Here is a 12639-nt window from a genome sequence, read left to right on the forward strand (position 1 = left end):
ATGGGTGAGGGGACGAAGTGGCGAGGTAACGATATCTTAACAAGGCAACGGCGCCGGAAAACGCGCCCCCTGTTCGTTCTGCGAGAACAAAAGGAGTCTTGCTCTCAACCGTTCTCAATCCCGCGATCGGCGCCGGATCGACTGACGCCCGACCGTTCGGCGCTCAACGATCCGGCAATTTGTTGCTTGGCGATCGGTGATAGGTCGCGATGGCTATGAAGCCTGCATAACCGATCACATTGATCAGAATTTCCAACCACACGGGCATGACGCACCTTTCCCCACGAATAAACTCCGCAAGGGCCGGGTTAGTTCCGGCGTAATCCGATGATCAGACCCGCCCGATCGCATGGCTCGCGATCCCGATCGCGCGGCCGCAGGGCCGTTCGCTCCACAATCAAACCCGCCACATCCGAAGATGCAGACAGGGTCTTTCCCGGAATTCTCTTCCAGGAATCCTTTTGGCGAATTTCTCTTGCGGTTCCACGCGACATATTCCGCCGGCGATAACGGCGAAGGAGGATTCTACCGGTTTCGCCTCAACGCCAGAACGAGGGCCGGCTGGTTCCGTTCAGCGCATTGGCCAGGGTCGCTTCGTAATACTCTTCGCGTTCGCGTTCAAACTTCTGCTGGGTTTCCCTGAAGCACGCGACGCGCGCTTCGATTTCGGCGCGGTCGCGCGCGAGTCTTTCTTCCTTCTCCGTCATCGCCCATCCGTGTCTTGTTTGATTCTTTGATTCGCGCCCCGCCATTATTGGCGCGCGCGAATGGGGCGTGAATGCGGAAGCGAGGCTGCGGCATTGTGATCGCCCGTCGTTGCGAAGCGAAGGCAGTGGATAAGCTGTGACGTATTCTTGTCGCTCACGCGAGTTCCCGTTAGCGAAAGACGAAACGGGAGGTTCCATTGGCAAAGATCGATCTGGATTCACTGAGCATCGAAGAACTCGCTGGTCTGCGCGAGAACGCGACAGACAAGCTGTTCGAGAAAGTCGCTTCACGTCGCGCCGAGCTCGAAGCCGAACTGGATAAGCTCGCCCAATACGGCAAGCCGGTGAAGAAGACGGAAAGTGCACCCGCGCCCAAGGCGAAGAAGACCGAAGAAGCCAAACAGCCGAAGGAACCGGTCGCTAAAGCAGCATGATGAGGGCCGCCTGATACGCGCGCCGCCCATAAGGCGGCCTGATAAGGCCGCCTTGACGATGCGCATGCTGCCGGGCAGGGCGCATCGATCTGGCAATCCGAGCGGCCGTGCTATAGTCCGCGCGGCCCAACAGTTTCGGAAATATCAGCGGTGATCGCCAAGGATTTGCGCAGCGGCGTCGAGCAGCTCGGCAACATGATCGCCGAAGCGGCGTGTATCGTTCCCTTTACCGGAGCCGGCATTTCCACCGAATGCGGCATTCCGGATTTCCGCTCACCCGGCGGCCTGTGGACCCGTAACCGCCCGATCGCGTTCGACGAATTCGTTTCCAGCACTGAGGCGCGGGCCGAGGCCTGGCGGCGGCGCTTTGCGATGGAAGAGACCTTTGCGGCGGCCCGGCCCGGCCGCGGGCATCGCGCGCTGGCCTCGCTCTACAAGGCCGGCAAGACGCCGGCGATCATCACCCAGAACATCGACAATTTGCATCAGGCGTCGGGCTTCAAGTCGGACGACGTGGTCGAACTGCACGGCAATACCACTTATGCCCGCTGCATCGGCTGCGGGCATGCCTATGATCTTCCTTGGGTAAAGGCGCGTTTCGAAGAAACCGGCAGCGCGCCTGACTGCACCATCTGCGACGAGCCGGTGAAGACCGCGACGATCTCGTTCGGACAGTCGATGCCGGAAGACGCGATGCGTCGCGCTACCGAACTGGCCCGGCAATGCGACCTGTTTCTGGCGATCGGATCATCGCTAGTCGTTTGGCCCGCCGCAGGTTTTCCGCTGATGGCCAGGAATTGCGGTGCGAAGCTGGTCATCATCAACAATGAGCCGACAGAACAAGACGATGTCGCCGATCTGGTGATCCGTTTCGACATCGGGGAAACGCTCGGACCGTTTGTAGGCAATTGATCGCCAACTGATTCGCAGTTGTGCAAGCCTGTTCATAGCCCCCGCAATTTTGTTTTTTTTAGCTATGCGCAGCAATGGGGAGTGTTATCTTTTGATTCGAGAGATTCGCGCTGCGTTACCATGATGGTCATGGTAGGGCGCGTGTTCCGGTCCGCGACGGCGACAGTGGACCGATTTTGAAGTGTGAGGTCCGGGGTCATGGGGTCGGACGAATTTGGGTCCAAGAAGCTCGGGGGGCCGCCGTCAGGCGGGACAGGGCAAAACAGACTTGGACCAGGTGAATACACAACCGGAACGCAACGCGATCCGGCGGTGGATGCGTTATCGGGGCTCGGTGATGCCGCAGCCAACCTTGTCGAAATATCCGGCGTCATCAAATGGTTCGACGCTTCCAAAGGTTACGGCTTCATCGTGCCGGACAATGGCTGGCCCGATGTGCTGCTGCATGTCACCGTGCTCAGGCGCGATGGCTATCAGACCGCCTATGAAGGCGCGCGGCTGGTAGTGGAGTGTGTGCAGCGCGCCAAGGGCTATCAGGCGTTCCGAATCGTCTCGATGGACGAATCGACCGCGATCCATCCGGCGCAAATGCTTCCGCCCCGGACCCATGTCAGCGTCACGCCGACCAGCGGGTTGGAGCGGGCCCAGGTCAAGTGGTTCAACAGGCTGCGTGGTTTCGGCTTCCTGACCTGCGGCGAGGGTACGCCCGACATTTTTGTCCACATGGAAACGCTGCGCCGTTTCGGCATGACCGAGCTGCGTCCTGGCCAGTATGTGCTCGTGCGCTTTGGGCCTGGCTCCAAGGGCATGATGGCGGCCGAGATCCATCCGGAGACCGGCCCGTCGGCGCTGTCCTCGCACTAATGCTGCCGCGCTGCTGACGCAAACGTGAGCCGGACGCCGCGCACCCGCGCGGCGGCCTCTGGCATTTGCCGCAATCGTCGGGTTAGGGTTCCCCGGCAATTCCCAGATATCCGGCATGAGTGCATTGATGAATTTCGCTTTGATGGTTGCGCGGCTTCGGATCGGCGGCCGCCTGATGATGTTGCTGGCTGCCGTGTCCGCCGTTGTTGTTACCCTGTGCATCAATCCTGCCGCGCGGGCCGCGAGCATTCAGCCGCTCGAGATCGCCACCAAGTCGGGCGTGCGCGTGTTCTCAGTCGAGATGGCGACGACGGAGGAGGAGAAGACCCAGGGGCTGATGTACCGGAAGGAACTGCCTGACGGCAAAGGCATGCTGTTCGATTTCTCGCCGGAGCAGCAGATCTCGATGTGGATGAAGAACACCTACATCTCGCTCGACATGATCTTCATCCGCGCCGACGGCCGCATCCTGCGCATCGCCGAAAATACCGAGCCGCTCTCCACCAGGATCATCTCCTCAGGCGGTCTCGCCAAGGGCGTGCTGGAAGTGATCGCCGGCACGGCGCAAAAATATGGAATTCAGCCCGGCGACCGGGTGGCGCACCCGCTCTTCAGCAAGCGCTGAGCCTTTCAGATCGGCCTTGCAGATCGTCTTGCAGATCGCCTTGATGGCCGGGGTTTAAGCGTGTATCGACGCATTTCCCAATACAGATCGGGGTATAGCGCAGCCTGGTAGCGCGGCAGTTTTGGGTACTGCAGGTCGTTGGTTCGAATCCAGCTGCCCCGACCAATAAAATCAATGACTTGCTGCGTGTTTTTCGATTTGAATCTTCCCAGCGGTCCCAGTTGGGAAGGGGCAGGGGAATACTTGTGACGGGCAGGAAGACAGCCATTCTGGCGCGGCAGGCTCTTTTGCTGGGGCTGGCGTTTTGTTTGGCCATGACAGTCCTGACTGTCCTGGGCCAGACGGCCGCGGCCAATCCGGCGCAGCTGATTTCTGACTTTCGGCTAAAGCACGGGGAGAAGCGCGTCACCCTGGATGCTGCTCTCACACGGATTGCACACGATCAAGCCCAGGCGATGGCCGCAAAGGACCAACTGGATCACGATGTCCTCGGCCGGTTCAATTCGCGTGTCGACCCGGCGGGCGCCGGCCGGGCCGCCGAGAACATTGCGTATGGCTATGACAGTTTTCCCAAAACCCTCGACCAGTGGATCAATTCGTCAGGTCACCGAAAAAACCTGCTGCTGCCCGGCGCCACGCGCGTCGGTGTAGCCAGCGTGAAAAGCGCGAAGACCGGTCGTATGTATTGGGCCATGGTGATTGCTGGCGACTATGAGCGTCCCAAGAAACCGAAGAGTTCACCCAAGAGTTCGCCGAAGGATTCAAAGCAGGCAACCGCTGCCAGACCTAAATCGCGCGCAGCTGAGGCCTGCCGACTGAAGATTCTCAGCATCTGCTTTTAGGGGAAGTTGCAACTTGTAGCTTGCAAGCTCGTTCCTGTTATGTTCTTCTTGGTCATTCCTCGGAGGTGACCAATGGATGTCGAGAAGCAACGGGAAATAATTCGGCTCTGGAATCGCATGCGCCAGGTCGAAGGTCCGGTCGCGGAGGAAATCCGTATCCAGATTCTTGAATGCTTTGCACAGCGCGAGCCGTCGAGTGCGCGGATGAGCGATCGCCGGGAGGTGTTGAGCCGCGTCAGGGTTCCGACCGGCAAGGTGCATCGCATCGGCGAGCGCGGCAACAACGCAACGCTTTGACGGCTTCGCACCTCGACGCGGTTGATTCGGCGGTCGTCAAGATTGACTGAATCGACGTGCGATGCATGCTGCACGCATGTTGTCGCGTGTGCGCAATCATTTTCAAGGTGCGAAGTTCGCCCGCATGAGCAGCGGGACATATTGCATCATCCGCGACCTCGGGCTGGTCAAGGGCGGCAAGGGGATGCGGCACCACGAGGTGCTCGTCACCTTCAGTCCCAAAGCGTTCCTGCGCTCGATCGGGCGCCTGAGCGGTGATCTGGTGCGTGCAGGGAAGCGGCGATCGCTTTGGCTCCAACGTGAGCCGCAGCGCTTCCGGACCGATGTTCCACCATCCGCCGTGCCGGAAAGCGCCTCCCAGCCTTAGAGCGCCTCCAGCCTTAGTGCCGCGCGGGGCGTTTCGCGCGAGGCGCGCCAATGGCATCCGCTCGAAGGATAAGGCGCATCGATTAGCGCTGCGAGGCCTGCCATGCCAACAGACGATGCTCGGCGAGCGACATCGCCACCGACGTCACGTAACCGGTGACGCCCAGCAGGATCACACCGGCGAACAGGTCGGCCGAGCGGAACGCGCGGGCCGAGAGCAGCACCCAGTGGCCGAGCCCGTCGAGGCCGGCCAGGATTTCGCAGACCACCGAGAGAATCAGCGCCACTGTCAGGCTGAGGCGCATGCCGGCGAGAATGTCGGGGCTGGCGGAAGGCAACGCAATTTTGAAGATCACGGCGAGCCGCGACATCTGCAGCGACCGCGCCACCTCGTAGAGCCGGGGCTCGACCGCGGCAAACCCGTGGATGGTCGCCAGCATGATCGGCCAGATCGCGCCGAAGGCGATCACGAACAGCGCCATCGCCTGCGTCAATCCGAGCATGGCGATCGCAACCGGAATGATCGCCGAGACCGGCAGCGGCCGCAAAAACTCCAGCGAGGGCGCGACATAGATCCGCATCGTGCGCGACGATCCGATGATCGCGCCGATCGCGATGCCGGCGATGGAGGCGGCGAGCCAGCCATAGGCCATGTGTTCGAGGGTGCCGGCGAGCTTGCTCCAGAGATCGCCTGTGGAAAATCCGCGCACCAGCGAGGCCCAGGCCCGGTCCGGCCCCGGCAGGAACACCGGCGACACCAGTTTCAAATTGGCGATCAATTGCCAGAGCGCGATGAAGCCGGCCGCGACCGCAAAGCTCGCCACGCGCCACAAGATGACAGTCCGGTTCATTGACCGTCTCCGCTCAACGCGGCGCGGCCGAACAGGCGCTGTTGGGCCACGGTCAGAAGGATGTTCAGCGCGTAGCCGATGATGCCGATCCAGACCAGGTAGGCCAGCATCAGGTCGGGGCGCAGCGCTTGCTGCGCCAGCATGATGCCGGCGCCGAGGCCGAGCGGATTGATCGCGATTTCGACCGTCACGGCGACGATCAGCGCGATACCGGCCGACAGCCGAAAGGCCACGAAGATCCGCGGCAGCGCCGCCGGGATGATGATCTTCCAGACCCGCTGCGCCGGCGGCAAGCGTAACGCCCGCGCCACTTCCATCAGCCGCGGCTCGATGCTGCGCACCGCGGCGCGGGAAAGGATCAGGACCGGCCAGACGCAGGCAAACGCCACGATCACGATTTCCATGCGGTAGCCGAAACCGAGTGCGATCAGCGCGATCGGCAACAGCGCGATCGAGGGGATCGGCCTGATCGCCTCGACGGTCACTTCCATCAGGCGGTTGAGCGTATCGGAGATTCCGATGGCAATGCCGAGCGCAAGGCCAATGACCGTGCCGATCGCAAGCCCGGCAAAAGCCGAAAACAGGGTGTCGCGCGTCGCCGCCAGGATCGAGAGATCGGTGAAGGCGCCAAAGAGCGCCATGACAATCTCGCTCGGCGGCGCAAGGCTGTCGCTTTGCAGATGGGTGGCGCGCACCCATACTTCGAACGCCACCAGTACCGCGAGCGGCAGCGCCAGCGCCTTGGCGGAATTGCCGGTCACTGCTCGGTCGCCTTGATGAAGTCGAACAATTGCCGCCGCAGTCGCAGGAATTCAGGCTGTTCGCGGGTCGATAGCTGCTCGCGCGGGCGCGGCAGATTGACCGATAGCTCGATGCCGATCCGTCCCGGATGCGGCAACAGGCCGATCACGCGGTCGCCGAGATAGATGGCTTCATCAAGGTCATGGGTTACGAAGATCACGGTCGCGCCGCTTGCCGCCACCAGCGTCAGCACCTCGTCCTGCAAACCCTGCCGCGTCATCGCATCCAGCGCGCCGAACGGCTCGTCCATCAGAAGCGTCTTCGGCTCCTGCGCCAGGCAGCGGGCGATCTGCAGGCGCTGCTGCATGCCGCCGGACATTTCGGACGGATATTTGCCGGCGTGTCCGGGCAGGCCGACGGTGCGGAGCAATTCCTCGATGCGGGCCGGGCGCTCGGCGGACGGCATGCCACCCGCCTCCAGCGCCAGCGAGACATTGCCTGCCGCGGTGCGCCACGGCAGCAGCGCCTTGCCGTAATCCTGAAACACGATCGCGATCTCGCGCCGCGGCTCGCGCATCGGCTGGCCGTCGAAATTCACCTTGCCGCTGGTCGGCTGGTAGAGACCTGCCGCCAGACGCAGCGCCGTGGTCTTGCCGCAGCCGGAGGCGCCGACGATGCAGAGGAATTCGCCGGGCTGCACACCCAGGCTGAGATTCTCGATGATGGTCTTGCCGCCGAGCTGGAGCGTGACTTCGTCAAACCGGATCTGCGGCGCAGGGGTACCCGGGACGGTTTCGAGGCGTTTAGCGGCGCTTGCCATGATGTCAGCTCTTGCTGCCTGAGGGATAGACGAAGTCCATGGTCGAGCGAAGATGCGCTTCCAGCATCGCCTGGGAGCCGGGAATATCGCGCGCGATGATACGGTCGGCGAGCAGTTGGTGCGCGCGTACGAACTTCTTGCCGCTGTCGAAGGAGCGCATCATCACCCTGCGATAGCGATAGGCCTGGTCGTAGAGATCGGAATGGGCTGATAGCATGCGTTTTGAACCGCAGGCGGCCAGCAACGCGGTATGAAAGCCCTTGTGCAGCCGGTCGAAATCCTCCGCACCCTCGCGGAATTCATCGCCGGTGCGCTCTATGTGCCGGCGCATCTGGTGCAGGGCGCTGACGATTCCCGCCTCCCAGGCGTCGTCGCCATTGACGATGGCGAGGCGGATGGCCTCGATCTCGATCGCGGTGCGCATGCAGGTAATGTCGAGCAGATCCTCGCGGCTGATGTCGGCGACGCGAAAGCCGCGTTGTCCGGTGCCGACGATCAGTCCGCGCGACATCAGCCGCGACAGGCCCTCGCGCAGTGGGGTCGCGCCGATCTCGTAGCGCTGCACGAGATCGACGATGCCGAGCCGCGATCCCGGTGCCAGATGACCGGCCAGGATGTCCTGTTCGACCAGCATGGCCGCACGCTCGCTCAGCGTGACGGCCTCGGTCACCGGTCGGTTCGGTTGGCGGTCGAAAGCCGGCATCGTGCAATCCGTTACTTCAGGACCAGTTTTGAGGTGTCGAGCTTGGATTGCAGCATCTTTTGCGTCGACATCACTTCGATCCACCAGGCCAGTTGTTCGAGCTTCAGCACCGGTTCGGAGCGGTTCGGCGGCGTCGCCTTGACCACCTCGATCGGCTGCTTGGTGAATTTTGCAATCGAGGCCGACGCCTTTTCGCGGTCGTTGTTGACGATGACAGCGGATTCGGCGAGCGCGTCGCGGAATTTCTTGATCGCCGCGGCGTTCTTGTCCGCCCATTCGCGCGACGCAGCATAGAAGATGATCGGATCGGTGCGCGCCAGTTCGACCGCATAGCGTGCGCCGACCGAGCCCAGCCCGGCATTGGTCATGCGGGTCACAAACGGTTCGGCGGTCAGCACGGCGTCGACACCGCCGGACTTGATGATATCGGCCATGGTCGGGAAGGTGACCTCGACGAAATTGACGCCCTTGGGATCGACGCCTTTCTCCACCAGCCATTTCACGAACAGTACATGCAGGAAGGCGTTCAGCCCGGGCGCGCCGACTTTCTTGCCGACAAAGTCCTTCGGTTCCTTGATGGTGATGCCGTTGCGGACAAAGGCGGTGATGTTGCCATTCGACACCGGGCTCATCACGGTTGCCCCGGCGACGGCGACGAGATCGAGGCCGCCGTCGGCCGCCTGCAGGAACACGGTCGAGGTCGGTCCGCCGATCTGGATCGAGTTCGACAGGATCGCCGCCGGGATATTCGAGTTGATGCCGATCGGCGTCATCTCGACCTCGAGCCCGTGCTTTTTGAAAATGCCTTCGTCGATGGCCACAATCGCGGAAGCGCAGTCTGAGGTAGCGGTGCAGCCGACCTGGATCTTGGCCTGGGCAAAGGCGGTGCCGGTCAGCGCCACGCCGACCGCAAGGGCGGCAAGAGCCTTTTTCTTCACGGTGTTTTCCCCACTCACATTTTTCTGTCTTGTTTATCGATATTTTTTTTGATCATATATTTCATCGGAAAACAAGGGGTCATCCAGTGAAACTCGCGACATTCAAATCCGGCGGACAGGAAAAGATCGGAATCGTGCATACAGCCGATACGCTTCTGTTCGATCTCGCAGCCGCCGCCAACCGGAGCGGAAGCGCCAATCCGGCCTTCGCATCGATGCTGGCATTGATCGACGCCGGCGAGAGCGCGCTCGAACAAGCGGCGAAGCTGTTCGAGAAGCACGGCAAGGACGAGAGCCTATCCATCAAGACCGGGACGGCCGAAATTCTCGCGCCAATCCCCGAGCCGCGGCAGATGCGGGACGGCATGTCGTTTCCGCTGCACATCCTGCAAGCCCCGCGCGGACAGCTCAAGCTCGCCGCGCGCGCCAAGAACGACATGGCCGAGCTGGCGCGGATCGAGGCGGAGCCGCTGGGCGAATTGCCGGAGGTCTATCGCAAGCAGCCGATCTACTACATCACCAACCGTTTCAGCGTCCGCGGCACCAACACCACGGTGAAATGGCCGCGTTACAGTCAGGTGATGGATTACGAACTTGAATTCGGCATCATCACCAGGAACAAGGGCGCCAACATCTCCGCGGCCAAGGCCAGGGACCACATCTTCGGCTATACGATCTTCAACGATTTTTCCGCGCGCGATGCCCAGCGCATTGAAATGGAAGGGCGGCTGGGGCCGGCGAAAGGCAAGAGCTTTGACGGCGGCAACGTGATGGGGCCATGGATCGTCACGCCGGACGAGATCGGCGATCCCTATAAATTGAAGATGGAAGCACGCGTCAACGGCAAGATGCGTTCTCAGGGCGTGACCGAGGGCATGCTATTCTCGTTCGAGGAGATCATCGCCCATGTCAGCAAGGACGAGACCCTGATGCCCGGCGAATTCATCGGATCCGGAACCGTCGGCAACGGCTGCGGCCTCGAGCTCGGCTGGTATCTTGAGCACGGCGATACCATCGAACTCGAAGTCGAAAAGATCGGCACTTTGAAGAACCGGGTCGAGCGGCAATAGCCGCCTCCGGACAGGTCGGCAAAACAAGAACACCAGCGAGGAAACGCCATGGCGCGCAAGTTGATCGATATCTCTGTTCCCTTGCAAAACGACGTGCCGGCCGATCCGCCCGGCAATCACCCGACCATCCAGTACATCGATCACCAGCAGGGCCTGCCGCGCATGCTGCAGTTCTTCGACGGCCTGAAGGCGGAAGACCTGCCGGACGGACAGGGCTGGGCGGTCGAGCAGGTATCGCTCTCCACCCACAACGGGACGCATCTGGATGCGCCCTGGCATTTCCATCCCACCATGAATCGCGGCGAGCGCGCCTGGACCATCGACGAAGTGCCGCTGGAATGGTGCTTTCAGCCGGGCGTGAAACTCGACTTCCGGCATTTGCCGGACGGCTATGTCGCGACCGCCAAGGATGTCGAGGCCGAATTGAAGCGCATCGGGCATACGCTGTCGCCGCTGGAGATCGTCGTGGTCAACACCAGCGCCGGCGTCAAATACGGAAGGCAGGACTACGTCACGTCCGGCTGCGGCATGGGTTACGAGGCGACGATGTATCTGCTGGAGCGCGGCGTGCGGCTGACCGGCATCGACGGCTGGAGCTGGGACGCGCCGTTCGTCTACACCGCGAAGAAATATGCCGAGACCAGGGATGCTAGTTTGATCTGGGAAGGCCACAAGGCCGGCCGCCACATCGGCTATTGCCACATCGAAAAGCTGCACAATCTCGAACAACTGCCGTCGACCGGCTTCATGGTGTCGTGCTTCCCGGTGAAGATCGAACGCGCTTCGGCCGGGTGGACGCGTGCGGTCGCCATTCTTGACGGCTGAAGGCTGCACGCAACAACAAACAAAAATCGGGGAGAGAACGAATGACGGATTTGCGTACGCCCTCGCTGCGGGGCTGCTTCTGCTGTGGCCGGTCAAGTCCGTCGCTCTCAAACCTAAGCCGACGCGGCTTCATGCTCGGCTCCGGCGCGCTGGCGATATCAGCGGCCATGGGGCGCGACCGGGCAGGGGCGCAACCCGTCGAGGCAAAACCGTTCCGGATTGACGTTCACCATCATCTGTCGCCGCCGACCTACGTGACGGCGTCGAACGACGGCGGCTTCGGCGATCCGCTGATGAAGAACTGGACGATCGAGAAATCGCTCGCGGATATGGACAAGGCCGGCATTGCCACCGCGATGCTGTCGGTGACAACGCCCGCGGTCAATTTCACCAAAGGCGATGCGGCGCGAAAGCTCTGCCGCGAGTCGAACGAGTATGCCGCAAAACTGGTCGCGGATTATCCCGGGCGCTTCGGCAATTTCGCGATGCTGCCGCTCAGCGACGCCGAAGGCAGCCTGCGCGAACTGACGTATGCGCTCGACACGCTCAAGGCCGACGGCATCGCCTTGATGACGAGCTACGGCGACAAGTGGCTTGGCGACCCGCTGTTCCTGCCGGTCATGGAGGAGCTCAACCGCCGCAAGGCGCTGGTCTACACCCATCCGACGGCGGCCAATTGCTGCGTGAACTTGGCGCCGACGCAGCCGCCTGTAATGATCGAGTTCGGCACTGACACGACGCGCACCATCGCCGACATCATCTTCTCCGGCAACGCACGGCGCTTTCCCGAAATCCGCTGGATCTTCTCGCACGCCGGCGGGACCATGCCGTTCCTGATCGAGCGCTTCGTCCGCCATCCGCTGCTGGTGCCGAAGGCCAAGGAGACGGTGCCTGACGGTACGCTCACCGAGCTGAAGCGCTTCTTCTACGACACCGCGCAGACCTCCAACCGCGGCGCGATGTCGGCGCTGGCGGCGATCATCCCGCCGTCGCAGATCGTGTTCGGAACGGATTTCCCGTACCGCACCGGCATTGATCATGTGAAGGGACTGCGCGAGGCGGGTGTGTTCACAGACGATCAGATCGCGGCGATCGAGCGGGGGAATGCGCTCAAGTTGTTACCGCGATTGGCAAGCTAGTTTGGCAGCAAGTCGAGCCTCTGCTCACGTCGCGAAGCGATCCATAAAAAAGAAAAGGCGCACCGGTTGTCCGGCGCGCCTCGATCTTCTCCGGTCCCGTCTAAGGCGACGACGACCGGCCTATATCACCACCTGCAGACGCGGACGCCGTAGGGGTTCCACCAGCAGCGCGGACCCCCGCCATAGAAGCCATAACCTCGTCCGTAGTAGCCCCGCCCATAACCTCGGCCATAGAAGCCACGACCGCCGCCGCGATAGAAGCCACGACCGCCGCGGAAGCCGCCTCGGCCACCACGGTACGCCTGCGCCGGCGAAGTCGTTGCGCCTACCAGAACAGCAGACGTGCTGACGAAGTAGACGAAGAACAAAGCCAAAGCTGCAAGGCAGCGAGTCAGGACGTTGTAGCGTTTAGCCATTCGGGAATCTCCGGGTCACTTCCAAGGCATCTGGACTTCGGGACTATCTCACTTAGACGCGCGAGGCAGCTTTCGGTTCAGATGCGCTA

The 12639-nt window shown here is 61.9% G+C and carries 16 protein-coding genes and 1 tRNA gene; 11 read left to right on the top strand and 6 right to left on the bottom strand.

Going from position 1 to position 12639, the window contains the following annotated elements:
* Nucleotides 1-539 precede the first annotated feature (539 nt).
* Entirely contained in the window at nt 540-707 is a 168-nt protein-coding gene (locus V1286_RS14870; protein WP_334480597.1) for a hypothetical protein, read from the bottom strand.
* 197 nt (nt 708-904) lie between these two features.
* Between V1286_RS14870 and V1286_RS14875 the strand changes: the two genes are divergently transcribed.
* From V1286_RS14875 to V1286_RS14910, 8 genes are all read left to right on the top strand, one after another.
* Nucleotides 905-1141 (top strand): hypothetical protein, encoded by a 237-nt coding sequence (locus V1286_RS14875; protein WP_334480599.1) that lies wholly within the window; start codon nt 905-907, stop codon nt 1139-1141.
* A gap of 150 nt (nt 1142-1291) precedes the next feature.
* A complete protein-coding gene (locus V1286_RS14880; RefSeq protein WP_190241983.1) occupies nt 1292-2053 on the top strand; it encodes an SIR2 family NAD-dependent protein deacylase in 762 nt (253 codons plus the stop codon).
* A 198-nt stretch (nt 2054-2251) separates the two neighbouring features.
* Nucleotides 2252-2917 (top strand): cold-shock protein, encoded by a 666-nt coding sequence (locus V1286_RS14885; protein WP_334480601.1) that lies wholly within the window; start codon nt 2252-2254, stop codon nt 2915-2917.
* A 178-nt stretch (nt 2918-3095) separates the two neighbouring features.
* A complete protein-coding gene (locus V1286_RS14890; protein ID WP_334489674.1) occupies nt 3096-3542 on the top strand; it encodes a DUF192 domain-containing protein in 447 nt (148 codons plus the stop codon).
* Between the two features lie 88 nt (nt 3543-3630).
* A tRNA-Pro gene (locus V1286_RS14895) sits at nt 3631-3707 on the top strand.
* A gap of 149 nt (nt 3708-3856) precedes the next feature.
* Nucleotides 3857-4384 (top strand): CAP domain-containing protein, encoded by a 528-nt coding sequence (locus tag V1286_RS14900; RefSeq protein WP_334489676.1) that lies wholly within the window; start codon nt 3857-3859, stop codon nt 4382-4384.
* A gap of 72 nt (nt 4385-4456) precedes the next feature.
* The gene (locus V1286_RS14905; RefSeq protein ID WP_334480603.1) at nt 4457-4681 is read left to right on the top strand and encodes a hypothetical protein; all 225 of its coding nucleotides are present in this window, start codon (nt 4457-4459) and stop codon (nt 4679-4681) included.
* A 76-nt stretch (nt 4682-4757) separates the two neighbouring features.
* Complete coding sequence (locus V1286_RS14910; protein WP_334480605.1) at nt 4758-5048, top strand: hypothetical protein; 291 nt, start codon at nt 4758-4760, stop codon at nt 5046-5048.
* An 82-nt stretch (nt 5049-5130) separates the two neighbouring features.
* On the opposite strand, the gene V1286_RS14915 is transcribed toward V1286_RS14910, so the two are convergent.
* Genes V1286_RS14915 through V1286_RS14935 form a run of 5 tightly spaced genes read right to left on the bottom strand, consistent with a single transcriptional unit; the run spans nt 5131 to nt 9100 of the window.
* Nucleotides 5131-5898 carry an ABC transporter permease gene (locus V1286_RS14915; RefSeq protein ID WP_334480606.1) on the bottom strand — a complete coding sequence of 256 codons (768 nt, stop codon included), beginning with the start codon at nt 5896-5898 and terminating at the stop codon, nt 5131-5133.
* Nucleotides 5895-6659 (bottom strand): ABC transporter permease, encoded by a 765-nt coding sequence (locus V1286_RS14920; RefSeq protein WP_334480607.1) that lies wholly within the window; start codon nt 6657-6659, stop codon nt 5895-5897. The genes V1286_RS14915 and V1286_RS14920 overlap by 4 nt, the downstream gene beginning before the upstream one ends.
* The gene (locus tag V1286_RS14925) at nt 6656-7459 is read right to left on the bottom strand and encodes an ABC transporter ATP-binding protein (RefSeq protein WP_334480609.1); all 804 of its coding nucleotides are present in this window, start codon (nt 7457-7459) and stop codon (nt 6656-6658) included. Before V1286_RS14925 ends, V1286_RS14920 begins: the two co-directional genes overlap by 4 nt.
* A gap of 4 nt (nt 7460-7463) precedes the next feature.
* Complete coding sequence (locus tag V1286_RS14930; RefSeq protein WP_334480610.1) at nt 7464-8162, bottom strand: GntR family transcriptional regulator; 699 nt, start codon at nt 8160-8162, stop codon at nt 7464-7466.
* Between the two features lie 11 nt (nt 8163-8173).
* The gene (locus tag V1286_RS14935) at nt 8174-9100 is read right to left on the bottom strand and encodes an ABC transporter substrate-binding protein (RefSeq protein WP_417021142.1); all 927 of its coding nucleotides are present in this window, start codon (nt 9098-9100) and stop codon (nt 8174-8176) included.
* An 86-nt stretch (nt 9101-9186) separates the two neighbouring features.
* Here V1286_RS14935 and V1286_RS14940 point away from each other — a divergent pair, with 86 nt between their 5' ends.
* From V1286_RS14940 to V1286_RS14950, 3 genes are read left to right on the top strand one after another with little or no spacing between them, the layout of a single operon-like run.
* Nucleotides 9187-10170, top strand: a complete 984-nt coding sequence (locus V1286_RS14940; RefSeq protein ID WP_334480612.1) for a fumarylacetoacetate hydrolase family protein — start codon at nt 9187-9189, stop codon at nt 10168-10170.
* Between the two features lie 48 nt (nt 10171-10218).
* Nucleotides 10219-10995 carry a cyclase family protein gene (locus V1286_RS14945; RefSeq protein ID WP_334480613.1) on the top strand — a complete coding sequence of 259 codons (777 nt, stop codon included), beginning with the start codon at nt 10219-10221 and terminating at the stop codon, nt 10993-10995.
* Between the two features lie 41 nt (nt 10996-11036).
* Nucleotides 11037-12134 carry an amidohydrolase family protein gene (locus tag V1286_RS14950; protein WP_334480615.1) on the top strand — a complete coding sequence of 366 codons (1098 nt, stop codon included), beginning with the start codon at nt 11037-11039 and terminating at the stop codon, nt 12132-12134.
* Nucleotides 12135-12639 lie beyond the last annotated feature (505 nt).

Origin of the sequence: Bradyrhizobium algeriense (genome assembly GCF_036924595.1) — a bacterium.
Taxonomy (GTDB): Bacteria; Pseudomonadota; Alphaproteobacteria; order Rhizobiales; family Xanthobacteraceae; genus Bradyrhizobium; species Bradyrhizobium algeriense.

Excerpts from the sequence above, each read along its gene's own strand:
- V1286_RS14945 (WP_334480613.1), top strand. The coding sequence starts at position 10,219 with ATGGCGCGCAAGTTGATCGATATCTCTGTTCCCTTGCAAAACGACGTG.
- V1286_RS14885 (WP_334480601.1), top strand. The coding sequence starts at position 2,252 with ATGGGGTCGGACGAATTTGGGTCCAAGAAGCTCGGGGGGCCGCCGTCA.
- V1286_RS14950 (WP_334480615.1), top strand. The coding sequence starts at position 11,037 with ATGACGGATTTGCGTACGCCCTCGCTGCGGGGCTGCTTCTGCTGTGGC.
- V1286_RS14915 (WP_334480606.1), bottom strand. The coding sequence starts at position 5,898 with ATGAACCGGACTGTCATCTTGTGGCGCGTGGCGAGCTTTGCGGTCGCG.
- V1286_RS14930 (WP_334480610.1), bottom strand. The coding sequence starts at position 8,162 with ATGCCGGCTTTCGACCGCCAACCGAACCGACCGGTGACCGAGGCCGTC.
- V1286_RS14925 (WP_334480609.1), bottom strand. The coding sequence starts at position 7,459 with ATGGCAAGCGCCGCTAAACGCCTCGAAACCGTCCCGGGTACCCCTGCG.
- V1286_RS14890 (WP_334489674.1), top strand. The coding sequence starts at position 3,096 with ATGTTGCTGGCTGCCGTGTCCGCCGTTGTTGTTACCCTGTGCATCAAT.
- V1286_RS14870 (WP_334480597.1), bottom strand. The coding sequence starts at position 707 with ATGACGGAGAAGGAAGAAAGACTCGCGCGCGACCGCGCCGAAATCGAA.
- V1286_RS14905 (WP_334480603.1), top strand. The coding sequence starts at position 4,457 with ATGGATGTCGAGAAGCAACGGGAAATAATTCGGCTCTGGAATCGCATG.
- V1286_RS14900 (WP_334489676.1), top strand. The coding sequence starts at position 3,857 with ATGACAGTCCTGACTGTCCTGGGCCAGACGGCCGCGGCCAATCCGGCG.
- V1286_RS14910 (WP_334480605.1), top strand. The coding sequence starts at position 4,758 with ATGTTGTCGCGTGTGCGCAATCATTTTCAAGGTGCGAAGTTCGCCCGC.